Origin of the sequence: Micromonospora sp. NPDC049240 (assembly GCF_040647835.1) — a bacterium.
Classification (GTDB): Bacteria; Actinomycetota; Actinomycetes; order Mycobacteriales; family Micromonosporaceae; genus Micromonospora.
Genome location: NZ_JBEZCX010000021.1, coordinates 43,658 through 64,953, shown reverse-complemented (window position 1 = coordinate 64,953; position 21,296 = coordinate 43,658). Strand labels below are relative to the sequence as shown.

Below are 21,296 nucleotides of genomic sequence, written 5' to 3'. Positions count from 1 at the left end.
CACGGGGGTACGCCGGCACCCGGCCCGTCACCGTGAGTGGACGCTACTGAGCGCTGACCTGCGACCCAACCCCTACGGACCCCTCATTCACCGTCCCCGGCAGGTGTCCGAGCCGGGCCGACGGACCGTCAGCGGAGCTGCCCGGCGAGCGCCGGGAGGATGGCCCGGGGCCGGCCCGCCGGGGTGGCGCGGCGACGCCACTCGCGGGGATAGCCGACGGACACCTCCTCGAAGCGGACGCCGTCGTAGCGGGTGCTGCGCGGAATGTGCAGGTGCCCGTAGACGGCGACGCGGGCGTCGTAGTGCAGGTGCCAGTCGGCGGTGAGGTCGGTGCCGCACCACTGGGCGAACTCGGGGTGGCGCAGGATCCGGGTCGGCTCGCGGACCAGCGGGTAGTGGTTGACCAGCACGGTGGGCAGGCCGTTGCGCTCGGCGTCCAGCCGCCGTTCGGTGCGGATGACCCGGGCCCGGCACCACGCGTCCCGGCTCGGGTACGGGTCCGGGTGCAGCAGGATCTCGTCCGTGCACACCACCCCGGTCTCGTACGCCAACGCCAGCGCCTGGGCCCGGTTGTAGGTGCCCGGTGGCCGCCACGAGTGGTCGTACCCGACGAACAGCGGCACCACCAGCACCGGGTCGCCGTCGGCGTCCCACACCGGGTAGGGATCCTCGGGCGTGAGCACGCCGAGCCGCCGGCACAGCGCCACCAGGTGCCGGTAGCGGGCCTCGCCGCGCAACTGCACCGGGTCGTCGCGGGGCGTCCACAGCTCGTGGTTGCCGGGCGCCCACACCACCCGGGCGAAGCGCCGGGCGAGCAGGCCGAGCGCCCATTCGACGTCGTGCAGGTACTCGCCGACGTCCCCGGCGACGATCAGCCAGTCGTCGTCGCCGTCGGGGCGCAGCCGCTCGACCAGCTCACGGTTCTCGGCGTACCCGACGTGCAGGTCGCTGATGGCGAGCAGCCGGCCACCCCTAGCCCTGTCCGCACCCCTAGCTCCGGCACCGGTCACGACTTGCCGAACTCTCGCTGGATGATGGCGAAGATGTCGTCCTCACCGGCGTCGGCCAGGTCGTCGGCGACCGGGGCGGCGGCCGGCGGCGCGGCGTCACCCCGCCAGCGGGACAGCAGCTCCTCCAGCCGCTGGGTGACCTGCGCGTCACGCCGCTCGTCCGGCACCGCGTCGAGCAGCCGTGCCAGGCGGTCGATCTCGGCGGTGACGCCGTCCGCCCCGGGCCGCAGTTCCCGGCCCAGGTGCTCGGCGAGCGCGGCCGGGGTGGGGTGGTCGAAGACCAGCGTGGTGGGCAGCGCCAGGCCGGTTGCGGCGGTGAGCCGGTTGCGCAGCTCGACCGCGGTGAGCGAGTCGAAGCCGAGGTCCAGGAAACCGCGTCCGGCCCGGACCGTGGCCGGGGTGCGGTGTCCGAGCACGGTGGCGGCTTCGGCGCGTACCAGGTCGAGCAGGATCCGGTCCCGTTCGGTCGGGCCGGCGGCGGCGAGGCGGTCGCGCAGCGCCGCCGGGGCGTCCGCGTCGGTCGCCGGGGTGCCGGCGCGGTCGGCGGTGGCCTCCGGAATGCCGGTGAGCAGCGGGCTGGGCCGGCGGGCGGTGAACGAGGCGGCGAACCGCTCCCAGTCGACGTCGGCGACGACCACGGCGGTGTCGTCCCGGTCGAGCGCGCCCTGGAGGGCGGTCACCGCGAGGTCCGGGTCGAGCGCGGGCAGGCCGCGTCGGGCGAGCTGGTCCCGCTGTTCGCCCTGGGCCATGCCGGCGCCGGCCCACGGTCCCCAGGCCACGGCGGTGCCGGCCGCGCCGCGGGCACGTCGCCGGGCGACGAGCCCGTCGAGGTACGCGTTCGCGGCGGCGTAGCCGGCCTGCCCGGCGGAGCCCCACACGCCGGCGATGGAGGAGAACACCACGAACGCGTCCACGTCCGGCAGCAGCGCGTCCAGGTTCGCCGCGCCGTCGACCTTGGCGCGCAGCACGTCGGCGAGTTCCGCGCCGGTCATCGCGGCGAGCGGGGTGGCCTGGGCGGCGCCGGCGGCGTGCACGACGGCGCGGACCGGTTCGGCGGCCAGCCCGTCGAGCAGTCCGGCCAGCCCGGCCCGGTCGGCCACGTCACACGCCACCACCGTCACCCGCACCCCACCGGCACCCAGACGCTCGACCAACTCCGCCGCACCCGGCGCGTCCGGCCCACGCCGGCTCGTCAACACCACATGCTCCGCACCGCTGCCGGCCGCCCACTGCGCGACCCGCGCACCCAACGCACCCGTACCACCGGTCACCAACACCGTCCCGGAGAACCGGAACTCCCGCCGCACCGCATCACCAGAAGCCCGCACCAACCGCCGGGCAAAGACTCCCGACGACCGCACCGCCACCTGATCCTCACCACCACCGGCCAACACGCCACACACCCGACGCACCGCCCGGTCATCCAGCACAGCCGGCAGATCCACCAGACCACCCCAACGGCCCGGCTCCTCCAACCCCGCCACCCGGCCGAGCCCCCAGGTCCCCGCCGCGACCGGATCAACCGGCCCGTCCGTGGCACCCACCGCCACCGCACCCCGCGTCACCCACCACACCGGACCGGAGAAGCCGGCCTCCGTGGCGGCCTGCACGGTGGCCAGTGCCGCGCCGGCACCGGCGCCGCCGAGCGCGAGCAGCGACACCATCCCGGCGGCCGGGTCGGCGTCGCGCAGCGCCTTGGCGAGCAGTTCCCGGTCGTCGTCCGGCCCGTCCAGCCGGACCGGCCGTACGCTCGCGCCGGCCGAGGTCATCCCGTCGGTCAGGGCCGCGACCAGCGCGTCGTCGATGCCGGCGTACGGCATCAGCAGCAGCCACGTCCCGGTCAGCGTCGCGGTCGGCTCGGGTACGCCCGACCAGTCGACCCGGTAGCGCCACGAGTCGGCGGTGGCGCGTCGCCGGCCGGCGGTCCGCCACCGGGCGAGTGCCGGCAGCAGTTCGGCGACCGGCCGCTCGGTGCGGAACTCCGGGTCGAGGGCGGTGAGGTCGGCCTGTTCGACGGCGGCCCAGAACTCGGCGTCCGTCTCGCCGCTTCCGCCCGGCGACGGTTGCGGGGTGTCTTCCTCGGAGAGCCAGTACCGGGTGCGCTGGAACGCGTAGGTGGGCAGGTCGACGATGGCCGGACGCCGCCCGTCGCGGGTGAACCAGGCCGCCCAGTCCACAGGTGTGCCGGCCACGTGCAGCCGAGCCACCGCCGTGGTCAGCGCGGTGACCTCGTCCTGGTCCCGCCGCAGTGCGGGGATGTGATGGACCGGCCGGTCGACCGGGGTGTCGGCGGCCATCGCCGTCAACGTCGCGTCCGGACCCACCTCCAGGAACGTGGACACGCCCAGTTCGTGGAGCGTGGCCACCCCGTCGGCGAACCGCACCGCCTCCCGGACGTGCCGCACCCAGTAGTCCGGACCCGCGATCTCGGCGGGGTCGGCGAGCCGGCCGGTCAGGTTCGACACGATCGGCAGACGCGGGGCCTGCCAGTCCACACCACTGATCGCGGCCCGGAACCCGTCCAGCATCGGCTCCATCAACCGCGAGTGGAACGCGTGACTGACCGTGAGCCGCTTCACCCGCCAACCCCTGGCGGCGCACTCCCCCGCGACCCGGTCCAGATCCTCGACCGCGCCGGAGAGGACCACCGACGACGGCCCGTTCACCGCCGCCACATCCACACCGAAACCAGGAACCGCCCCCAGGCCGACTCCCGACTCCGCACCGCCGCCGCCGGACGCCAGCAGCTTCCGGATCTGGGACTCCGACGCGCCCACCGCCAACATCCCGCCACCGGCCGGCAATCCCTGCATCAACGACCCACGCGCCGCCACCAACACACACGCATCCGCCAACGACAACACACCCGCCACATGAGCGGCCGTCACCTCACCGATCGAATGCCCCGCCACGTAGTCGGCGGCCACCCCCCACGACGACAGCAGCTCCCACAACGCCACCTCCACCGCGAACAACCCGGCCTGCGTGTAGACCGTCTGGTGCAACAGCTCACCGCCGTCGAACACAATCTCCCGCACCGGCCGATCCAGCCGACCCTCGAACCCGCCACACACCCGATCGAACGCATCCGCGAACACCGGAAACGCCCCGTACAACTCCCGACCCATACCGGCCCGCTGCGCACCCTGACCGGTGAACAACACCGCCCGACGCCCGGACGACGCCTCGCCGGTCGCCACGCCGGGCGCGGACGCATCCTCCGCGACGGCCGACAGGCCGGCCAGCAGCGCGTCCCGGTCCGCACCGACCACCGCCGCCCGGTGCGTCAACCCGGCCCGTGCGGTCGCCAACGAGAAGCCGACCTCGACCGGCGACACCTCGGGGTGCCGCCGCAGGTGGTCGCGCAATCGGACCGCCTGGCCCGTCAGGGCCTCCGCCGAGCGGCCCGACACCAGCCACGGCACGACCGGCACCGCGACGGTGGCACGAGCCTGCTCGGCCTCGACCGACGGTGGCTCCTCAAGGATCACGTGCGCGTTGGTGCCGGAGATGCCGAACGACGACACCGCCGCGCGGCGCGGCCGGGCCACCGCCGGCCACTGACGCGCCGACGTGACGAGGTCCACCGCACCGGCCGACCAGTCCACCTTCGACGACGGTCGGTCGACGTGCAGCGTGGCCGGCACCACGCCGTGCCGCAGGGCGAGGACCGCCTTGATGACGCTTGCCGCGCCGGCCGCCGCCTGGATGTGCCCGATGTTGGACTTGATCGAGCCCAACAGCAGTGGTTCGGTGCGGTCCTGCCCGTACGTGGCGAGCAACGCCTGCGCCTCGATCGGGTCGCCGAGCGTGGTGCCGGTGCCGTGCGCCTCCACCATGTCCACGTCGGCGGTGGTGAGGCGCGCCGAGGCGAGCGCGGCCCGGATGACGCGCTGCTGGGCGGGCCCGTTCGGCGCGGTGAGCCCGTTCGAGGCGCCGTCGGAGTTGACCGCCGAGCCGCGCAGCACGGCGAGGATCCGTCGGCCGTCGCGCTGGGCGTCGGAGAGTCGTTGCACCAGCAGCACGCCGACGCCCTCACCCCAGCCGGTGCCGTCGGCGCCCTCGGCGAACGACCGGCACCGCCCGTCCGGGGCGAGCCCGCCCTGCCGGGAGAACTCGACGAAGGTGGCCGGCGAGGCCATCACGGTCACGCCGCCGGCCAGCGCCAGCGTGCACTCCCCGCTGCGCAGCGACTGGGCGGCCAGGTGCAGCGCGACAAGCGACGACGAGCAGGCCGAGTCCACGGTCACCGCCGGGCCTTCGAGGCCGAGCGCGTACGCCACCCGGCCGGACAGCACGCTGGTGGCGGTGCCGGTGAGCAGGTGCCCGCCGACGTCCTGGTCGCGGCCCATCGCGGTCGAGGCGTACCCCTGGAAGCTGGCGCCGGCGAAGACGCCGACGCGTTCCCCGCGCAGCCGGGCCGGGTCGATGCCGGCCGACTCGACCGCCTCCCACGACGTCTCCAGCAGCAGCCGCTGCTGGGGGTCCATCGCGAGGGCCTCGCGGGGGGAGATGCCGAAGAAGTCGGCGTCGAACGCCGCCGCGTCGTAGACGAACCCGCCCTGCCGGGGGAACGAGGTGTCGGAGAGGCGGCCGGCGAGGAACCGGTCCCAGCCCCGGTCGAGCGGGAAGTCGGCGATGCCGTCCCGTCCGGCGGCGAGCAGCTCCCACAGTTCGTCCGGGCCGGTCACGCCGCCGGGGAGGCGGCACGCCATGCCGACGACGACGATCGGGTCACCGTCGACCGCGACGGTGGCGCCGGGCGTCTCGGTGTCCGCCGGCTCCCCGGTCAGCGTGGCGGCCAGGTACGCGGCCAGGGCGGCCGGGGTCGGCTGGTCGAAGACGAGCGTGCTCGGCAGCGTCAGGCCGGTCTCGGCGGTGAGCCGGTTCCGCAGCTCGACGGCGGTGAGCGAGTCGAAGCCCTGCTGCTGGAACGCCCGGTCCGCGGCCACCGCGTCGGCGGCCGGATGGCCGAGCACCGCCGCGGCCTGGGTCCGGACCAGGTCGAGCAGGTGGCCGGCGCGTTCGGCGGGGGTGAGCGTGGCGAGCCGGCGGGCGAGCGGGGACGGGCCCTCGCCGGGGGTGGCCTGGGCGGGCCGGGCCTCGGGGAGTTCGTCGAGCAGCGGGCTGGGGCGCAGCGCGGTGAACGCGGCGGCGAACCGCTCCCAGTCGACGTCGGCGACGACCACCGCGCTGTCGTCCCGGTCGAGCGCGGCCTGAAGGGCGGTCACCGCCAGGTCCGGGTCGAGCGCGGGCAGGCCGCGTCGGGCCAGGTGCTCCCGCGCCTCGCCGCCTTCCGCCATGCCGCCACCGGCCCACGGTCCCCACGCCACGGCGGTGCCGGCCGCGCCACGAGCACGTCGCCGGGCGACGAGCCCGTCGAGATACGCGTTCGCGGCGGCGTAGCCGGCCTGCCCGGCGGAGCCCCACACCCCGGCGATGGAGGAGAACACCACGAACGCGTCCACGTCCGGCAGCAACGCGTCCAGGTTCGCCGCGCCGTCGACCTTGGCGCGCAGCACGTCGCGCAGCTCGTCGGCGGTGACGTCGACAAGCGGGGTGAACTGCGGTGCGCCGGCGGCGTGCACGACGGCGCGAACCGGCTCGGCGGCCAGGCCGTCGAGCAGCCCGGCCAGCGCGGCCCGGTCGGCCACGTCACACGCCGCCACCGTCACCCGTACCCCACCGGCACCCAGACGCTCGACCAACTCCGCCGCACCCGGCGCGTCCGGCCCACGCCGGCTCGTCAACACCACATGCTCGGCACCGGTACCGGCCGCCCACTGCGCGACCCGCGCACCCAACGCACCCGTACCACCGGTCACCAACACCGTCCCGGAGAACCGGAACTCCCGCCGCACCGGATCATCCGTGGCCCGCACCAACCGCCGGGCGAACACCCCCGACGACCGCACCGCCACCTGATCCTCACCACCACCGGCCAACACGCCACACACCCGCCGCACCGCCCGGTCATCCAGCACAACCGGCAGATCCACCAGACCACCCCAACGGCCCGGCACCTCCAACCCCGCCACGCGGCCGAGCCCCCAGGCCCCCGCCGCGATCGGATCGGTTTCGGTGTCCGTGGCGCTCACCGCGACCGCGCCCCGGGTCAGCCACCACAGCCGGCCGGTGACGTCGCTGTCGGCGAACGCCTGCACCGTGGCCAGTGCCGCCCCGGGCTGCGGGTCGAGCAGCGTCAGCACCCCGGCGACGTCGCCGCCGGTGGCGGCGGCGCGGAGCCGGTCGGCCGTCTCCCGCCGATCGGTGGGCGCGTCGAGCACCACCGGCACGACGTGGGCGCCGTGCGTGGCCAGGCCGGCGACCAGCGGGTGATCGACCTGGTCGGCCGTGGTCAACACCAGCCACGTCCCGGTCAGGCCGGTCGGGGGTACGGAGGCCAGTGGCCGCCACTCCACCCGGTAGCGCCAGGAGTCGACGGTGGCGCGGTCCCGTCCTGCCCGCCGCCAACGGGCCAACGCCGGCAGCAGGTCCCGCAGCGGCTGGTCGGCGCTGAGCCGTAGCTCGTCGCCCAGGCCGGTGAGGTCCTCCCGTTCCACCGCCGCCCAGAACCGGTCGTCGAGGTCGCCACCGCCGGTCCGCGTGATGGGCGCGGTCTCCGGCCAGTACCGGGTGCGCTGGAACGCGTAGGTGGGCAGGTCGACGGTGGCCGGACGGCGCCCGTCGCGGGTGAACCAGGCCGCCCAGTCCACCGACGTCCCGGCCACGTGCAGTCGGGCCACCGCCGTGGTGAGCGCGGTGACCTCGTCCTGGTCGCGCCGCAACGCGGGAATGTGGTGCACCGGCCGGTCGACCGGGGTGTCCGCGGCCATCGCCGTCAGCGTGGCGTCCGGGCCGACCTCCAGGAACGTGCCCACACCCAACTCGTGGAGCATGGAGATGCCGTCGGCGAACCGCACCGCGTCCCGGACGTGCCGCACCCAGTAGTCCGGACCGGCGATCTCCACCGGATCGGCGAGCCGACCGGTCAGATTCGACACGACCGGCAGACGCGGGGCCTGCCAGTCCAAACCACTGATCGCGGCCCGGAACCCGTCCAGCATCGGCTCCATCAACCGCGAATGGAACGCGTGACTGACCGTCAACCGCTTCACCCGCCAACCCTCGGCGGCGCACTCCCCCGCGACCCGATCCAGATCCTCCACCGGCCCGGACAGCACCACCGACGACGGACCATTCACCGCCGCCACATCCACACCGGCCACCAACGCCCGGACCTGGGCCTCCGACGCGCCCACCGCCAGCATTCCGCCACCGGTCGGCAACGCCTGCATCAACGACCCACGCGCCGCCACCAACACACACGCGTCCGCAAGCGACAACACCCCCGCCACATGGGCGGCGGTCACCTCACCGATCGAATGCCCGGCGAGGAGGTCAACCGTCACACCCCACGACGACAGCAGCTCCCACAACGCCACCTCGACCGCGAACAGACCCGCCTGCGCGTAGACGGTCTGGTGCACCAGCTCACCGCCGTCGAACACCACCTCCCGCACCGGCCGGTCCAAGCGACCCTCGAACCCGGCGCACACCCGATCGAACGCGTCCGCGAACACCGGAAACGCCGCATACAACTCCCGACCCATACCGGCGCGCTGCGCACCCTGACCGGTGAACAACACCGCCCGACGGCCCGACAGCTCCTCCCCGGTCACCACACCCGGGGCGGCATGCCCGTCGGCCACCGCGGACAGGCCGGTGAGCAGCGACTCCCGGTCCGGAGCGACGACGGCCGCCCGATGCTCCAACACGGCGCGCGTGGCGACCAGCGACCAGCCGACCTCGGTCGGTGTCACCTCGGCGTGCTCGCGCAGGTGGTCGAGCAGCCGGGCCGCCTGCCCGGCGAGCGCCGGGGCCGAACGGGCCGACAGCAGCCACGGCGTGACCGGCAGCGGGGCGACCGCGTCCGGCGTGGGTGCGTCGTCGACCGGCGTGGGCGCTTCCAGGATCACGTGGGCGTTGGTGCCGGAGATGCCGAACGAGGACACCGCCGCGCGGCGCGGCCGGTCCACCACCGGCCAGGGACGCGCCGACGTGACGAGGTCCACCGCCCCGGCCGACCAGTCCACCTTGGACGAGGGTGCGTCCACGTGCAGCGTGGCCGGCACCACGCCGTGCCGCATGGCCAGGACCGCCTTGATGATCCCGGCGACGCCGGCAGCGGCCTGGGTGTGTCCCAGGTTCGACTTCACCGACCCCAGCAGCAACGGCTCGGCCCGCTCCTGCCCGTACGTGGCCAGCAGCGCCTGCGCCTCGATCGGGTCACCCAGCGTCGTGCCGGTGCCGTGCGCCTCCACCACGTCCACCTCGGCGGCGGACAGTCGGGCGTCGGCGAGCGCGGCCCGGATGACCCGCTGTTGGGCGGGCCCGTTGGGGGCGGTCAACCCGTTGGACGCGCCGTCCTGGTTCACCGCCGAACCCCGCAGCACGGCGAGGACCCGTCGGCCGTCCCGCTGGGCGTCGGAGAGTCGTTGCACCAGCAGCACACCGACGCCCTCACCCCAGCCGGTGCCGTCGGCGCCCTCGGCGAACGACCGGCACCGCCCGTCGGCGGCGAGCCCGCCCTGCCGGGAGAACTCGACGAACGCGCCGGGGGTGGCCATCACGGTCACCCCACCGGCGAGCGCCAGGTCGCATTCGCCGGCGCGCAGCGACTGGGCGGCGAGGTGCAGCGCGACCAGCGACGACGAGCAGGCGGTGTCCACGGTCAGCGCCGGCCCTTCGAGGCCGAGCGCGTACGACACGCGGCCGGAGAGCACGCTGGCGGAGGCGCCGGTCGCGCCGTAACCGGCGAGGTGTTCGCCGCCGTACCGGATGAGGTGGTCGAAGTCCTGTCCGTTGGTGCCGGCGAAGACGCCGACCCGGCTGCCGCGCAACGAGGACGGGTCGATCCGGGCGTCCTCGATCGCCGCCCAGGACGTTTCCAGCAGCAGCCGCTGCTGCGGGTCCATGGCGACGGCCTCGCGGGGCGAGATGCCGAAGAACTGTGCGTCGAACGCGCTGGCGTCGTCCAGGAACGCGCCCCGGGTGACGTCCGGCGGCAGCGCGGCCAGGTCCCAGTGCCGGTCGCGCGGCAGGTCGGTCATGGCGTCGACGCCGTCGGCGAGCATCCGCCAGAACTCCGCCGGGGAGGCGGCCCCGGCGGGGAAGCGGCAGCCCATGCCGACGATGACGATCGGGTCGTCGTCGACCGGGCGTACCGCCGTGGTGGTGGTCCCGGCGGGCCCGCCGGCCAGCTCGGCGCGCAGGTGGGCGGCGAGGGCCTCGGGGTTGGGATGGTCGAACGCCAGCGTGGCGGGCAGCGTGAGTCCGGTCGCGGCGTCGAGCCGGTTGCGCAGCTCGACGGCGGTGAGGGAGGTGAAGCCGAGGTCCCGGAACGCGCGCCGGTGCGGCACCTGGTCGGCGCCGCCGTGTCCGAGGACGGCGGCGATCTCGCTGCGGACCAGCTCGCCGAGGGCGTCCTGCTGTTCGGCCGGGGTGCGGCCGGCGAGCCGACGCCGCAGCGCGGCGGAACGGTCCTCCTCGGCGGCGGCGGGGGTGGTGGTGAGCAGGTCGCGGAGCAGCGAGTCGGGTCGCTGGCCGGGGGCGGCGGCGATCCGGTCCCAGTCGACGTCGGCGACGACGAGGTGGGTCTCGTCGCGGTCGAGCGCCCGGTGGAACGCGCGGATCGCGCGGTCGGGGTCCATCGCGCGGACGCCGCCACGGGCCATCCGGCGTTCGAACTCGCCGGCGCTGACGCCGCCGTCGGCCCAGAGCCCCCAGGCGACGGCGGTGGCGGGCAGCCCTTCGGCGCGGCGGCGGTGGGCGAGCGCGTCGAGCCAGGCGTTTCCGGGCGCGTAGTTGCCCTGGCCGGGGCCGGCCATGGTGCCGGCGAGGGAGGAGAAGAGCACGAACGCGGTGACGTCGTGGTCGCGGGTCAGCTCGTCGAGGTGGCGGGCCGCGTCGACCTTGGCGCGCAGCGCGGTGGCCATCCGGTCGACGGTGAGCGCGTCGGTGACGGTGTCGTCGAGGGCGGCGGCGGTGTGCACGACGGTGCGCAGCGGCGCGTCGGCGGGGACGGCGGCGAGGAGGTCGCGCAGCGCGTCCCGGTCGGCGGCGTCGCAGGCCGCGATCGTGACGCGGGCGCCCTGGGCGGTCAGTTCGTCGCGCAGCTCGGCCGCGCCGGGCGCGTCGGGACCGCGCCGGCTGATCAGCAGCAGGTGCGCGACGCCGGCGGCGGCGAGGGCCCGGGCGACGTGCGCGCCGAGCGCGCCGGTGCCGCCGGTGACGAGCGCGGTGCCGCGCGGGGTCCAGCTCCGCGGCGCGGCGGCGGGTCGGGTGTCCCGGACCAGCCGTCGGGTGTACGCGCCGGCCGCGCGTACCGCCACCTGGTCCTCGGCCGGCTCGCCGCCGAGCAGCCGGCGCAACCGGGGTACGGCGCGCGGGTCGGGCGTCGGCGGCAGGTCGACGAGGCCACCCCAGCGGTACGGGTGTTCGGCGCGCAGTGCGCCGCCGAGTCCCCAGAGCAGCGCCTGGTCGGGGTCGACGGCCGGGTCGGTGGGGTCGACGGCGACGGCGTCGCGGGTGGCGACCCAGAGCCGGGCGGTGCTGCCGGCGTCGCCGAGCGCCTGGGCGAGCGTGACCGTGCCGGCGAGCCCGGCGGGCACGGAGACGCTGTCCGGGTGGGTGCCGGTGGCCAGGCCGAGCAGCGACAGCACGGTCCCGGCCGGCGGCGAGGCGGTGAGTTCCCGGGCCAGGTCGGCGCGACCGTGACCGGCCGGCACGGTCAGGAGCCGGACGCCCGGCCCGGTCAGCGTGTCGACCCACCGCCGGCCCGCCTCGTCCACCTCGGCCGGTACGACGAGAAGCAGGTCACCGGCGTCGGGCCCGGTGGGGTCCGGCAGTGGCTGCCAGGTGACCCGGTAGTGCCAGGAGTCGAGCGTGGCTTCGCTCTCCCGGCGGCGTCGCCACGCGGAGAGCGCGGGCAGCACGTCGGCGAGCGGCGTGTCGGGGTCGACGGCGAGCGCGGCGGCGAGGCCGTCCACGTCCTCGTTCTCGATCACCTGCCAGAACGCCGTGTCGTCGCCGGGGTCGCCGCCGTGGTGGCGGGTGCGGGCGTCGAGCCAGTAGCGCTGGTGTTGGAACGCGTAGGTGGGCAGGTCGACGGTGGCCGGACGTCGCCCGTCGCGGGTGAACCAGGCCGCCCAGTCCACCGACGTGCCGGTCACGTGCAACCGAGCCACCGCCGTGGTCAGCGCGGTGACCTCGTCCTGGTCGCGCCGCAACGCGGGGATGTGGTGCATCGGCCGGTCGACCGGGGTGTCCGCGGCCATCGCCGTCAACGTCGCGTCCGGGCCCACCTCCAGGAACGTGGACACACCCAACTCGTGCAACGTGGCCACCCCGTCGGCGAACCGCACCGCCTCCCGCACGTGCCGCACCCAGTAGTCCGGTGCCGCGATCTCGGCGGGGTCGGCGAGCCGGCCGGTCAGGTTCGACACGATCGGCAGACGCGGGGCCTGCCAGTCCACACCACTGATCGCGGCCCGGAACCCGTCCAGCATCGGCTCCATCAACCGCGAATGGAACGCGTGACTGACCGTGAGCCGCTTCACCCGCCAACCCCTGGCGGCGCACTCCCCCGCGATCCGATCCAGATCCTCGACCGCGCCGGAGAGCACCACCGACGACGGCCCGTTCACCGCCGCCACGTCGACGCCGGACGCCAACGCCCGGACCTGCGGTTCCGACGCGCCCACCGCCAACATCCCGCCGCCGGCCGGCAACGCCTGCATCAACGCACCCCGCGCGGCCACCAGAGCACACGCGTCCGCCAACGACAGCACACCCGCCACATGCGCGGCGGTCACCTCACCGATCGAATGCCCGCCGAGGAAGTCGGCCGTCACGCCCCACGAGGAGAGCAGCTCCCACAACGCCACCTCCACCGCGAACAGGCCCGCCTGCGTGTGAACCGTCTGATCGAGCAGGTCACCGCCGTCGAACACCACGTCCCGCAACGGCCGGCCCAAGCGACCCTCGAAACCGGCGCACACCCGATCGAACGCGTCCGCGAAGACCGGAAACGCCTCGTACAACTCCCGGCCCATGCCGGCGCGCTGCGCGCCCTGACCGGTGAACAGCACGGCCCGCCGGCCCGGCGACGCCTCGCCGGTCACCACGCCGGCCGCCGCCGCACCGTTGGCGAGCGCGGACAGGCCGGTGAGCAACGACGCGCGGTCCGGGCCGAGCACCACCGCGCGGTGTTCCAGGGCGGCGCGGGTCGTCGCGAGCGACCAGCCCACCTCGGCCGGGGGCAGCTCGGCGTGCGCCCGCAGGTGGTCGGCCAGCCGTGCGGCCTGGCCGGCGAGGGCCGCCGTCGACCGCGCTGACAGCACCCACGGGGTGGTCGGTGGCAACCCGGCCGGCGGCGTCTCCGGCGACGGCTCGGGTTCCGGGGCCTCGATGATGACGTGGGCGTTGGTGCCGGAGATGCCGAACGACGACACCGCCGCCCGACGCGGCCGGTCCACCGCCGGCCACTGACGCGCCGACGTGACGAGCTCCACCGCGCCGGCCGACCAGTCGACGTGGGAGGAGGGGGCGTCGACGTGGATGGTCTGCGGCACGAGTCCGTGCCGCATGGCGAGGACCATCTTGATGATCCCGGCGACCCCGGCGGCGGCCTGGGTGTGGCCCAGGTTCGACTTCACCGACCCGAGCAGCAACGGCTCGGCCCGCTCCTGCCCGTACGTGGCCAGCAGCGCCTGCGCCTCGATCGGGTCACCCAGTTTGGTGCCGGTGCCGTGTGCCTCCACCACGTCCACCTCGACCGGTGACAGGCGCGCCGAGGCGAGGGCCGCCCGGATCACCCGCTGCTGGGCCGGCCCGTTCGGCGCGGTCAAACCGTTCGACGCGCCGTCCTGGTTCACCGCCGATCCGCGTACCACGGCGAGGACGCGGTGGCCGTGGCGGCGGGCGTCGGAGAGGCGTTCCAGCAGCAGCACGCCGACGCCCTCGGACCAGCCGGTGCCGTCGGCGCTGTCGGCGAACGACTTGCACCGGCCGTCCGGGGCGAGGCCGCGTTGCCGGCTGAAGTCGACGAACGTCTCCAGCGTGGTCATCACGGTGACGCCGCCCGCGAGGGCCAGCGCGGATTCGCCGGAGCGCAGCGACTGCACGGCCAGGTGCAGCGCGACGAGCGACGACGAGCAGGCGGTGTCGACGGTGAGCGCCGGGCCCTCCAGGCCGAGCGTGTAGGCGACCCGGCCGGAGAGCACGCTGCTGGCGGTGCCGCCGCCGATGAACCCGTCGACCGTGTCGGGCACCTCGTCGAGCCCGGCCGCGTAGTTGTGGTACATCATGCCGGCGAACACGCCGACCCGGTTGCCGCGCAGCGACAGCGGGTCGATCCGGGCGTCCTCGATCGCCGTCCAGGACGCCTCCAGCATGAGCCGCTGCTGCGGGTCCATGGCCAGCGCCTCGTACGGGGAGATGGTGAACAGCTCCGGGTCGAAGTTCCCGGCGTCGTGCAGGAAGCCGCCTTCCCGGGCGTACGTGCTGCCCCGCCGTTCCCCGGTCGGGTCGTACGCCCGCTCGGTGTCCCAGCCCCGGTCGGTGGGGAAGCCGGTGATGCCGTCGCCGCCGGCGGCGACCAGCTCCCACAACTGCTCGGGGGTGCGGACGCCGCCCGGGTAGCGGCAGCTCATCCCGATGATGGCGATCGGTTCGTGGTCCTTGGCGTCGGCCGCCCTCAGCCGTTCGCTGGTCTCGTGCAGGTCGGCGGTGACGCGCTTGAGGTACTCACGGAGCTTGGCTTCGTTCGCCATCGGGTATTCACCTGTCGCGGGTCAGGACCGGCCGAAGCGGCTGTCGATGAAGTCGAACAGTTCGTCGTCACTGGCGTCGTCGAGGCTGGCGGCCACCTCGCCGCCGTCGCCGTCCCAGCGGGCGAGCAGGGCGCGGAGCCGGGCCGCGACGGCGGTACGGGTCTCGTCGTCGGCGGTCAGTTCGGCGAGCGCGTCGGCTCCAGTGGCGGCGAACGCGGCTTCGAGGCGGTCCAGCTCGTCGAGGACGGTGGGCGCGGTCGCGGCCGGTCCGAGTCGGCCCAGCAGGTGCCCGGTCAGCGCCGCCGGGGTGGGATGGTCGAAGACCATCGTCGCCGGCAGGGTGAGCCCGGTCCGGGCGGTGAGCCGGTTGCGCAGGTCGACGGCGGTGAGCGAGTCGAAGCCGAGTTCGGTGAAGGAGCGGTCGGGTCCGACGGCGGCCGGTGACGCGTACCCGAGCACGTCGGCGACCTGGCCGGCGACCAGCTCGGCGACCAGGCGGGCCCGGTCCTCGGCGGACGCCCCGGCGAGCCGGTCGGCGAGGCCGCCGGTGGTCGTCGCGGCGGCGCGGCGCGCGGGTCCACCGGCGAGGCCGTGCAGCGGTGCCGGCAGCTCGTCGCGGCCGGTGCGGGTCCGCAGCGCCGCCAGGTCGAGGTGGACGGGGAGCAGCAGCGGCTGCCGGCCGCGCCGGCTGGCGTCGAACAGCGCCAGCGCCCGGTCGGTGGTGAGCGGGACGATGCCCTGGCGGGTGAGGCGGTCCCGGCCGGCGGCGCCCAGGTCGCGGGTCATGCCGCCGGTTTCCGCCCAGGGTCCCCAGGCCAGTGACGTGGCGGCGAGCCCGGTGGCGCGGCGGTGGTGGGCGAGGCCGTCGAGGAACGCGTTGGCCGCCGCGTAGTTGCCCTGCCCGGGTGCGCCGAGCGGTCCGGCGATCGAGGAGAACAACACGAACATGGGCAGGTCGAGGTGGCGGGTGAGGTCGTGCAGGTGCCAGGCGGCGTCGGCCTTGGGGCGCAGCGCCGTCTCGGTGCGGTCCGGGGTGAGCGCGGTGACCACGGCGTCGTCGAGCGCGCCGGCGGCGTGCACCACGCCGGCGAGCGGATGTTCGGCGGGCACGGCGGCGAGCAGCGCGGCGAGCTGGTCGCGGTCGGCCACGTCGGCGGCGGTGAGGCTGGCCCGCGCGCCGAGGCGGGTGAGGTCGGCGAGCAGGTCGGCCGCGCCGGGGGCGTCGGCGCCGTGTCGGCTGACCAGCAGCAGGTGCCGGATCTTGTGGTGGGTGACGAGGTGCCGGGCGACGACGCCGCCGAGCGCGCCGGTCGCGCCGGTGATCAGCACGGTGCCGTCGGGGACGAGGTCCACGGCCCCGGTCGGGTCGGGTTCGGCCGGGGCGAGGCGCGGGACGAGCAGCCGGCCGTCGCGGAGCGCGAGCTGGGGTTCGTCGGCGGCGAGCGCGCGGGCGAGCAGGTCGGCGTCGTCGTCACCGGCCAGGTCGGCGAGGACGAACCGGCCGGGGTGTTCGAGTTGCGCCGCGCGGACCAGCCCCCAGACGGCAGCGCCGGCCAGGTCGGTGACGTCACCGGCGGCGGGTACCGCGCCCCGGGTGAGCACGACGAGCCGCCGGTCGGCGTGCCGGTCGTCGGCCAGCCAGTCCTGGATCAGCGTGAGCGTGCCGGCGAGCCGGGCGCGGGTGTCGGCGAGCGGGTCGTCCGGCGCGGTGTCGCGGGCGGGGACGAGCACCAGCCGGGTGTCGTCGGCGGTCCCGGCGAGGCCGGTCCCCGGGTCGAGCGGCGCGATTCCGGTGGCCGGTCGGGCCGGCAGCGGCACCGGGTTCCAGCGCAGGTCGTAGAGGGGCAGGTCGGCGGTGCCGGGGTCGAGTTGGTCGGCGGCGAGCGGTCGGGACACCAGGGCGTCGATGCGGGCCACCGGTGCGCCGGCCGCGTCGGCGAGGGTGAGCGTGCTGGCCGGGCCGCTGCGGGTGAGCCGTACCCGCAGGTGGGTGGCGCCCTCGGCGGTGAGCGTGACGCCGCTCCAGGCCCAGGGCAGCCGGGCGCCGGCGTCGTCGGCGGCCGGGTCGTCGGCGAGGCCGACGACGTGCAGCGCGGCGTCGAGCAGCGCCGGGTGCAGCGCGTATCCGGTGGTGGCGGTGCCGTCGGGCAGTTCCACCTCCGCGAAGACCCCGTCGGGCGTACGCCAGGCGGCGCGCAGCCCGCGGAACGTGGGCCCGTGGGCGACGCCGAGTTCGCGGAGCCGGGTGTAGATCGGTTCGACCGGCACGGCGACGCCGCCGGGCGGTGGCCAGGCGGTCAGCGGCTCGGCGGGCTCGCCCGCGCCGGGGGCGAGGACACCGTCGGCGTGGGCGGTCCAGTCGGCGTGCGGGTCGTCGGCGGGCCGGGAGTGGACGGTGATCCGGCGTCGGCCGTGCTCGTCGGGCGCGGCGAGCTGGAGTTGGAGCGTGCGGGCGCCGTCGTCGGGCAGGACGAGCGGCGCGGCGAGCGTCAGCTCCTCGACGGTGTCGCAGCCGGCCTGCGCGCCGACGTGCAGCGCCAACTCGACCAGCGCGGTGCCGGGGACGACGATCCGGCCGCGCACGACGTGGTCGGCGAGCCACGGCTGGGTACGCGCGGACAGCCGGCCGCCGTGGACGCGGACGTCACCGGCGGCGGTGGCGAGCGCGGTGTCGAGCAGCGGGTGACCGGCGGCGCGGGCGCCCAGGCCGGCGGCGTCGTGGCCGGCGGTGCGGGCGTCGATCCAGTACCGCTGGTGTTGGAACGCGTAGGTGGGCAGGTCGACGGTGGCCGGACGGCGCCCGTCGCGGGTGAACCAGGCCACCCAGTCCACCGACGTCCCGACCACGTGCAACCGAGCCACCGCCGTGGTCAGCGCGGTGACCTCGTCCTGGTCGCGCCGCAACGCGGGAATGTGGTGCACCGGCCGGTCGACCGGGGTGTCCGCGGCCATCGCCGTCAACGTCGCGTCCGGACCGACCTCCAGGAACGTGGACACACCCAGTTCGTGAAGCGTGGCCACCCCGTGGGCGAACCGCACCGCCTCCCGGACGTGCCGCACCCAGTAGTCCGGACCGGCGATCTCCACCGGGTCGGCAAGCCGGCCGGTCAGATTCGACACGATCGGCAGACGCGGGGCCTGCCAGTCCAAGCCGGCGATCGCGGCCCGGAACCCCTCCAGCATCGGCTCCATCAACCGCGAGTGGAACGCGTGACTGACAGTCAACCGCTTCACCCGCCAACCCGCGGCGGTGCACTCCCCCGCGACCCGGTCCAGCTCCTCGACCACGCCGGACAGCACCACCGACGACGGACCGTTCACCGCCGCCACATCCACACCGGCCGCCAACGCCCGGACCTGCGCCTCCGACGCACCCACCGCCAACATCCCGCCACCGACCGGCAACGCCTGCATCAACGACCCACGCGCCGCCACCAGAGCACACGCGTCCGCAAGCGACAACACCCCCGCCACGTGGGCGGCGGTCACCTCACCGATCGAATGCCCCGCCAGGTAGTCGGCGGTCACGCCCCACGACGACAGCAACTCCCACAACGCCACCTCCACCGCGAACAGGCCCGCCTGCGTGTAGACGGTCTGGTGCACCAGGTCACCGCCGTCGAACACCACCTCCCGCAACGGCCGCTCCAGCCGGCCCGCGAACGACGCGCACACCCGATCGAACGCGTCCGCGAACACCGGGAACGCCCCGTACAACTCCCGACCCATACCGGCCCGCTGCGCACCCTGACCGGTGAACACCACCGCCCGACGGCCCGACGACGCCTCGCCGGTCACCAGACCGGGAGCCGCACCGCGCTCGGCCAGCGCGGCCAGGCCGGCCAGCAGCGTGTCGCGGTCCGCGCCGACCACCACCGCCCGGTGCGCCAACGCGGCCCTCGTGGTCGCCGACGAGAAGCTGACGTCGGCCGGCGGCAGGTCGGCGTTCGCGCGCAGGTGGTCGAGCAGCCGCGCCGCCTGACCCGCCAGCGCGTCCGACGACCGCCCCGACACCAGCCACGGCAGCACCGGCAACGCCGCCGCGTCGAGGAGGGCCGGCGGCTCGTCCTCGGCCGGGGTGGGCGCTTCCAGGATCACGTGGGCGTTGGTGCCGGAGATGCTGAACGACGACACCGCGGCGCGGCGGGGGCGGTCGGCGGACGGCCAGGGGCGCGCGGACGTGGCCAGCTCGACCGCGCCGGCCGTCCAGTCCACCTTGGTCGACGGCGCGTCCACGTGCAGCGTGGCCGGTACCGTGCCGTGCCGCATCGCCTGCACCATCTTGATCACGCCGGCCACGCCGGCGGCGGTCTGGGTGTGGCCGATGTTCGACTTGATGGACCCGAGCAGCAGCGGCGTCTCCCGCTCCTGCCCGTACGTGGCCAGCAACGCCTGCGCCTCGATCGGGTCACCCAACGTGGTGCCGGTGCCGTGCGCCTCCACCACGTCCACCTCGGCGGCGGACAACCGGGCGTCGGCGAGCGCGGCCCGGATCACCCGCTGCTGCGACGGCCCGTTCGGCGCGGTCAGCCCGTTCGACGCCCCGTCCTGGTTCACCGCCGACCCGCGCACCACGGCGAGGACCCGGTGGCCGAGCCGCTGGGCGTCGGCGAGACGCTCGACCAGGAGCACGCCGATGCCCTCGCCGAGCGCGGTGCCGTCGGCGGCGTCGGCGAACGCCCGGCAGCGGGCGCCCCGGGACAGGTTGTTCTGCCGGGTGAAGTCCACGAAGATCGACGGGGTCGGCAGCACTGTCACGCCGCCGGCCAGGGCCAGGTCGGATTCGCCGGCGCGCAGCGACTGCACGGCCAGGTGCAGCGCGACGAGCGACGACGAGCAGGCGGTGTCGACGGTGACGGCCGGTCCCTCGAACCCGAACGCGTACGACACCCGGCCGGAGCTGACGCTGCCGGCGCTGCCCAGCCCCAGGTAGTCGGCGACCCCGTCGGGCACGTCGGCGGCGCCGGCCGCGTAGTCGGCGTGGGTCAGGCCGGCGAACACGCCGACGCGTGCGCCGCGCAGCCCGGTCGGGTCGACGCCGGCGGTTTCGAACGCCTCCCAGGACACCTCCAGCAGCAGCCGCTGCTGCGGGTCCATGGCGAGCGCCTCGCGGGGCGAGACGCCGAAGAACGCCGGGTCGAAGCCGGCGGCGTCGGTCAGAAAGCCGCCGTCGCGGACGCAGGACGTGCCGGGGCGTTCCCGCTGCGGGTCGTAGAGCGTGGCGAGGTCCCAGCCCCGGTCGTCGGGGAACGGGCCGATCGCGTCCCCGCCGGCCGCCACCAGGTCCCACAGCGCGTCCGGCGAGGTGATCCCGCCGGGGAAACGGCACGCCATGCCGACCACGGCGATCGGCTGGCGGGCGGAGTCCTCCACGTCGCGGAGCCGTTGCCGGGTCCGCCGCAGGTCGGTGGTGACCCTCTTCAGGTACTCCCGGAGCTTCTCTTCGGTGTCCATCAACCTGACCCTCGGTCGGCGGGGACCTGCCGTCGTCCGGCGCGCACGCGTCATCCGGGAGCCACGGGTCCCCTTTGCGGGGAAGCTATGGCGTCGCGCTGAGCTGCGACAACCCCTAACCCGTACGCCCGGTGGGCTAGGGGGGGTGGCCGGACCGGCGGCGGCCCGGTTAGCGTCCGGTGGACCGCCCTGGCGCCCGGGTCGCGGGCGCCACCGCCGGAAGGACCGCGTGACGATGACCGACCACGACAACGGCCTCTGGGTTCGCCGGTTCCATCCGGCCCCGGACGGCGCCCCGCGGCTGGTGTGCCTGCCGCACGCCGGGGGCTCCGCGAGCTTCTTCTTCCCGGTGTCCCGGGCGCTGTCACCGGCCGTGGAGGTGCTCAGCGTCCAGTACCCGGGCCGCCAGGACCGCCGGCACGAGCCGTGCGTGCCGAGCATCGGTGAGCTGGCCCGGCAGGTGGCCGACGTGCTGCGGCCCTGGCGGGACCGGCCGTTGGCGTTCTTCGGGCACAGCATGGGTGCGACGCTGGGCTTCGAGGTGGCGCGGCTGGTCGAGGCCGAGGGTGGAGCGGTGGCGCACCTGTTCCCGTCCGGCCGTCGGGCGCCGTCGTGTCACCGGCACGAGACGGTGCACCTGCTCGACGACGAGGGGCTGCTGGCCGACGTGAAGAAGCTCAGCGGCCCCAACTCGGCGGTGCTCGGCGACCCGGACATGCTGCGTGCCGCGTTGCCGGCGATCCGCAGCGACTACCGGGCGGCGGAGACGTACACGTACGCGCCGGGGCCGAAGCTGAGCTGCCCGGTCACGGTGTTCACCGGGGACGCCGACCCGAAGACCACGGTGGACGAGGCGAGGGCGTGGTCGGAGCACACCACCGGCGCGTTCGACCTGCACGTCTTCCCGGGCGGGCACTTCTTCCTGGCGTCCCACCAGCCGGCGATCCTGCGTACCCTCTCGGCGGCGTTGACCGGCGCGGCGGTCCGCTGATTCGGC

The 21,296-nt window shown here is 75.3% G+C and carries 4 protein-coding genes; 1 reads left to right on the top strand and 3 read right to left on the bottom strand.

Translation table 11 applies throughout. The annotated features are described in order from the left end of the window. Positions 1-128 precede the first annotated feature (128 nt). From AB0B02_RS26730 to AB0B02_RS26720, 3 genes are read right to left on the bottom strand one after another with little or no spacing between them, the layout of a single operon-like run. On the bottom strand, positions 129-1,010 hold the full coding sequence (locus AB0B02_RS26730) for a metallophosphoesterase (protein ID WP_281940961.1): 882 nt from the start codon (positions 1,008-1,010) through the stop codon (positions 129-131). Then, entirely contained in the window at positions 1,007-14,845 is a 13,839-nt protein-coding gene (locus AB0B02_RS26725; RefSeq protein WP_357304736.1) for a type I polyketide synthase, read from the bottom strand. The genes AB0B02_RS26730 and AB0B02_RS26725 overlap by 4 nt, the downstream gene beginning before the upstream one ends. A 21-nt stretch (positions 14,846-14,866) precedes the next feature. Continuing rightward, positions 14,867-20,299: an SDR family NAD(P)-dependent oxidoreductase gene (locus AB0B02_RS26720; protein WP_357304733.1), complete on the bottom strand. Its 5,433-nt coding sequence runs from the start codon at positions 20,297-20,299 to the stop codon at positions 14,867-14,869. Between the two features lie 235 nt (positions 20,300-20,534). On the opposite strand from AB0B02_RS26720, the gene AB0B02_RS26715 reads away from it, so the two are divergent. Then, positions 20,535-21,290 carry an alpha/beta fold hydrolase gene (locus AB0B02_RS26715; RefSeq protein ID WP_281940956.1) on the top strand — a complete coding sequence of 252 codons (756 nt, stop codon included), beginning with the start codon at positions 20,535-20,537 and terminating at the stop codon, positions 21,288-21,290. Positions 21,291-21,296: the final 6 nt, after the last annotated feature.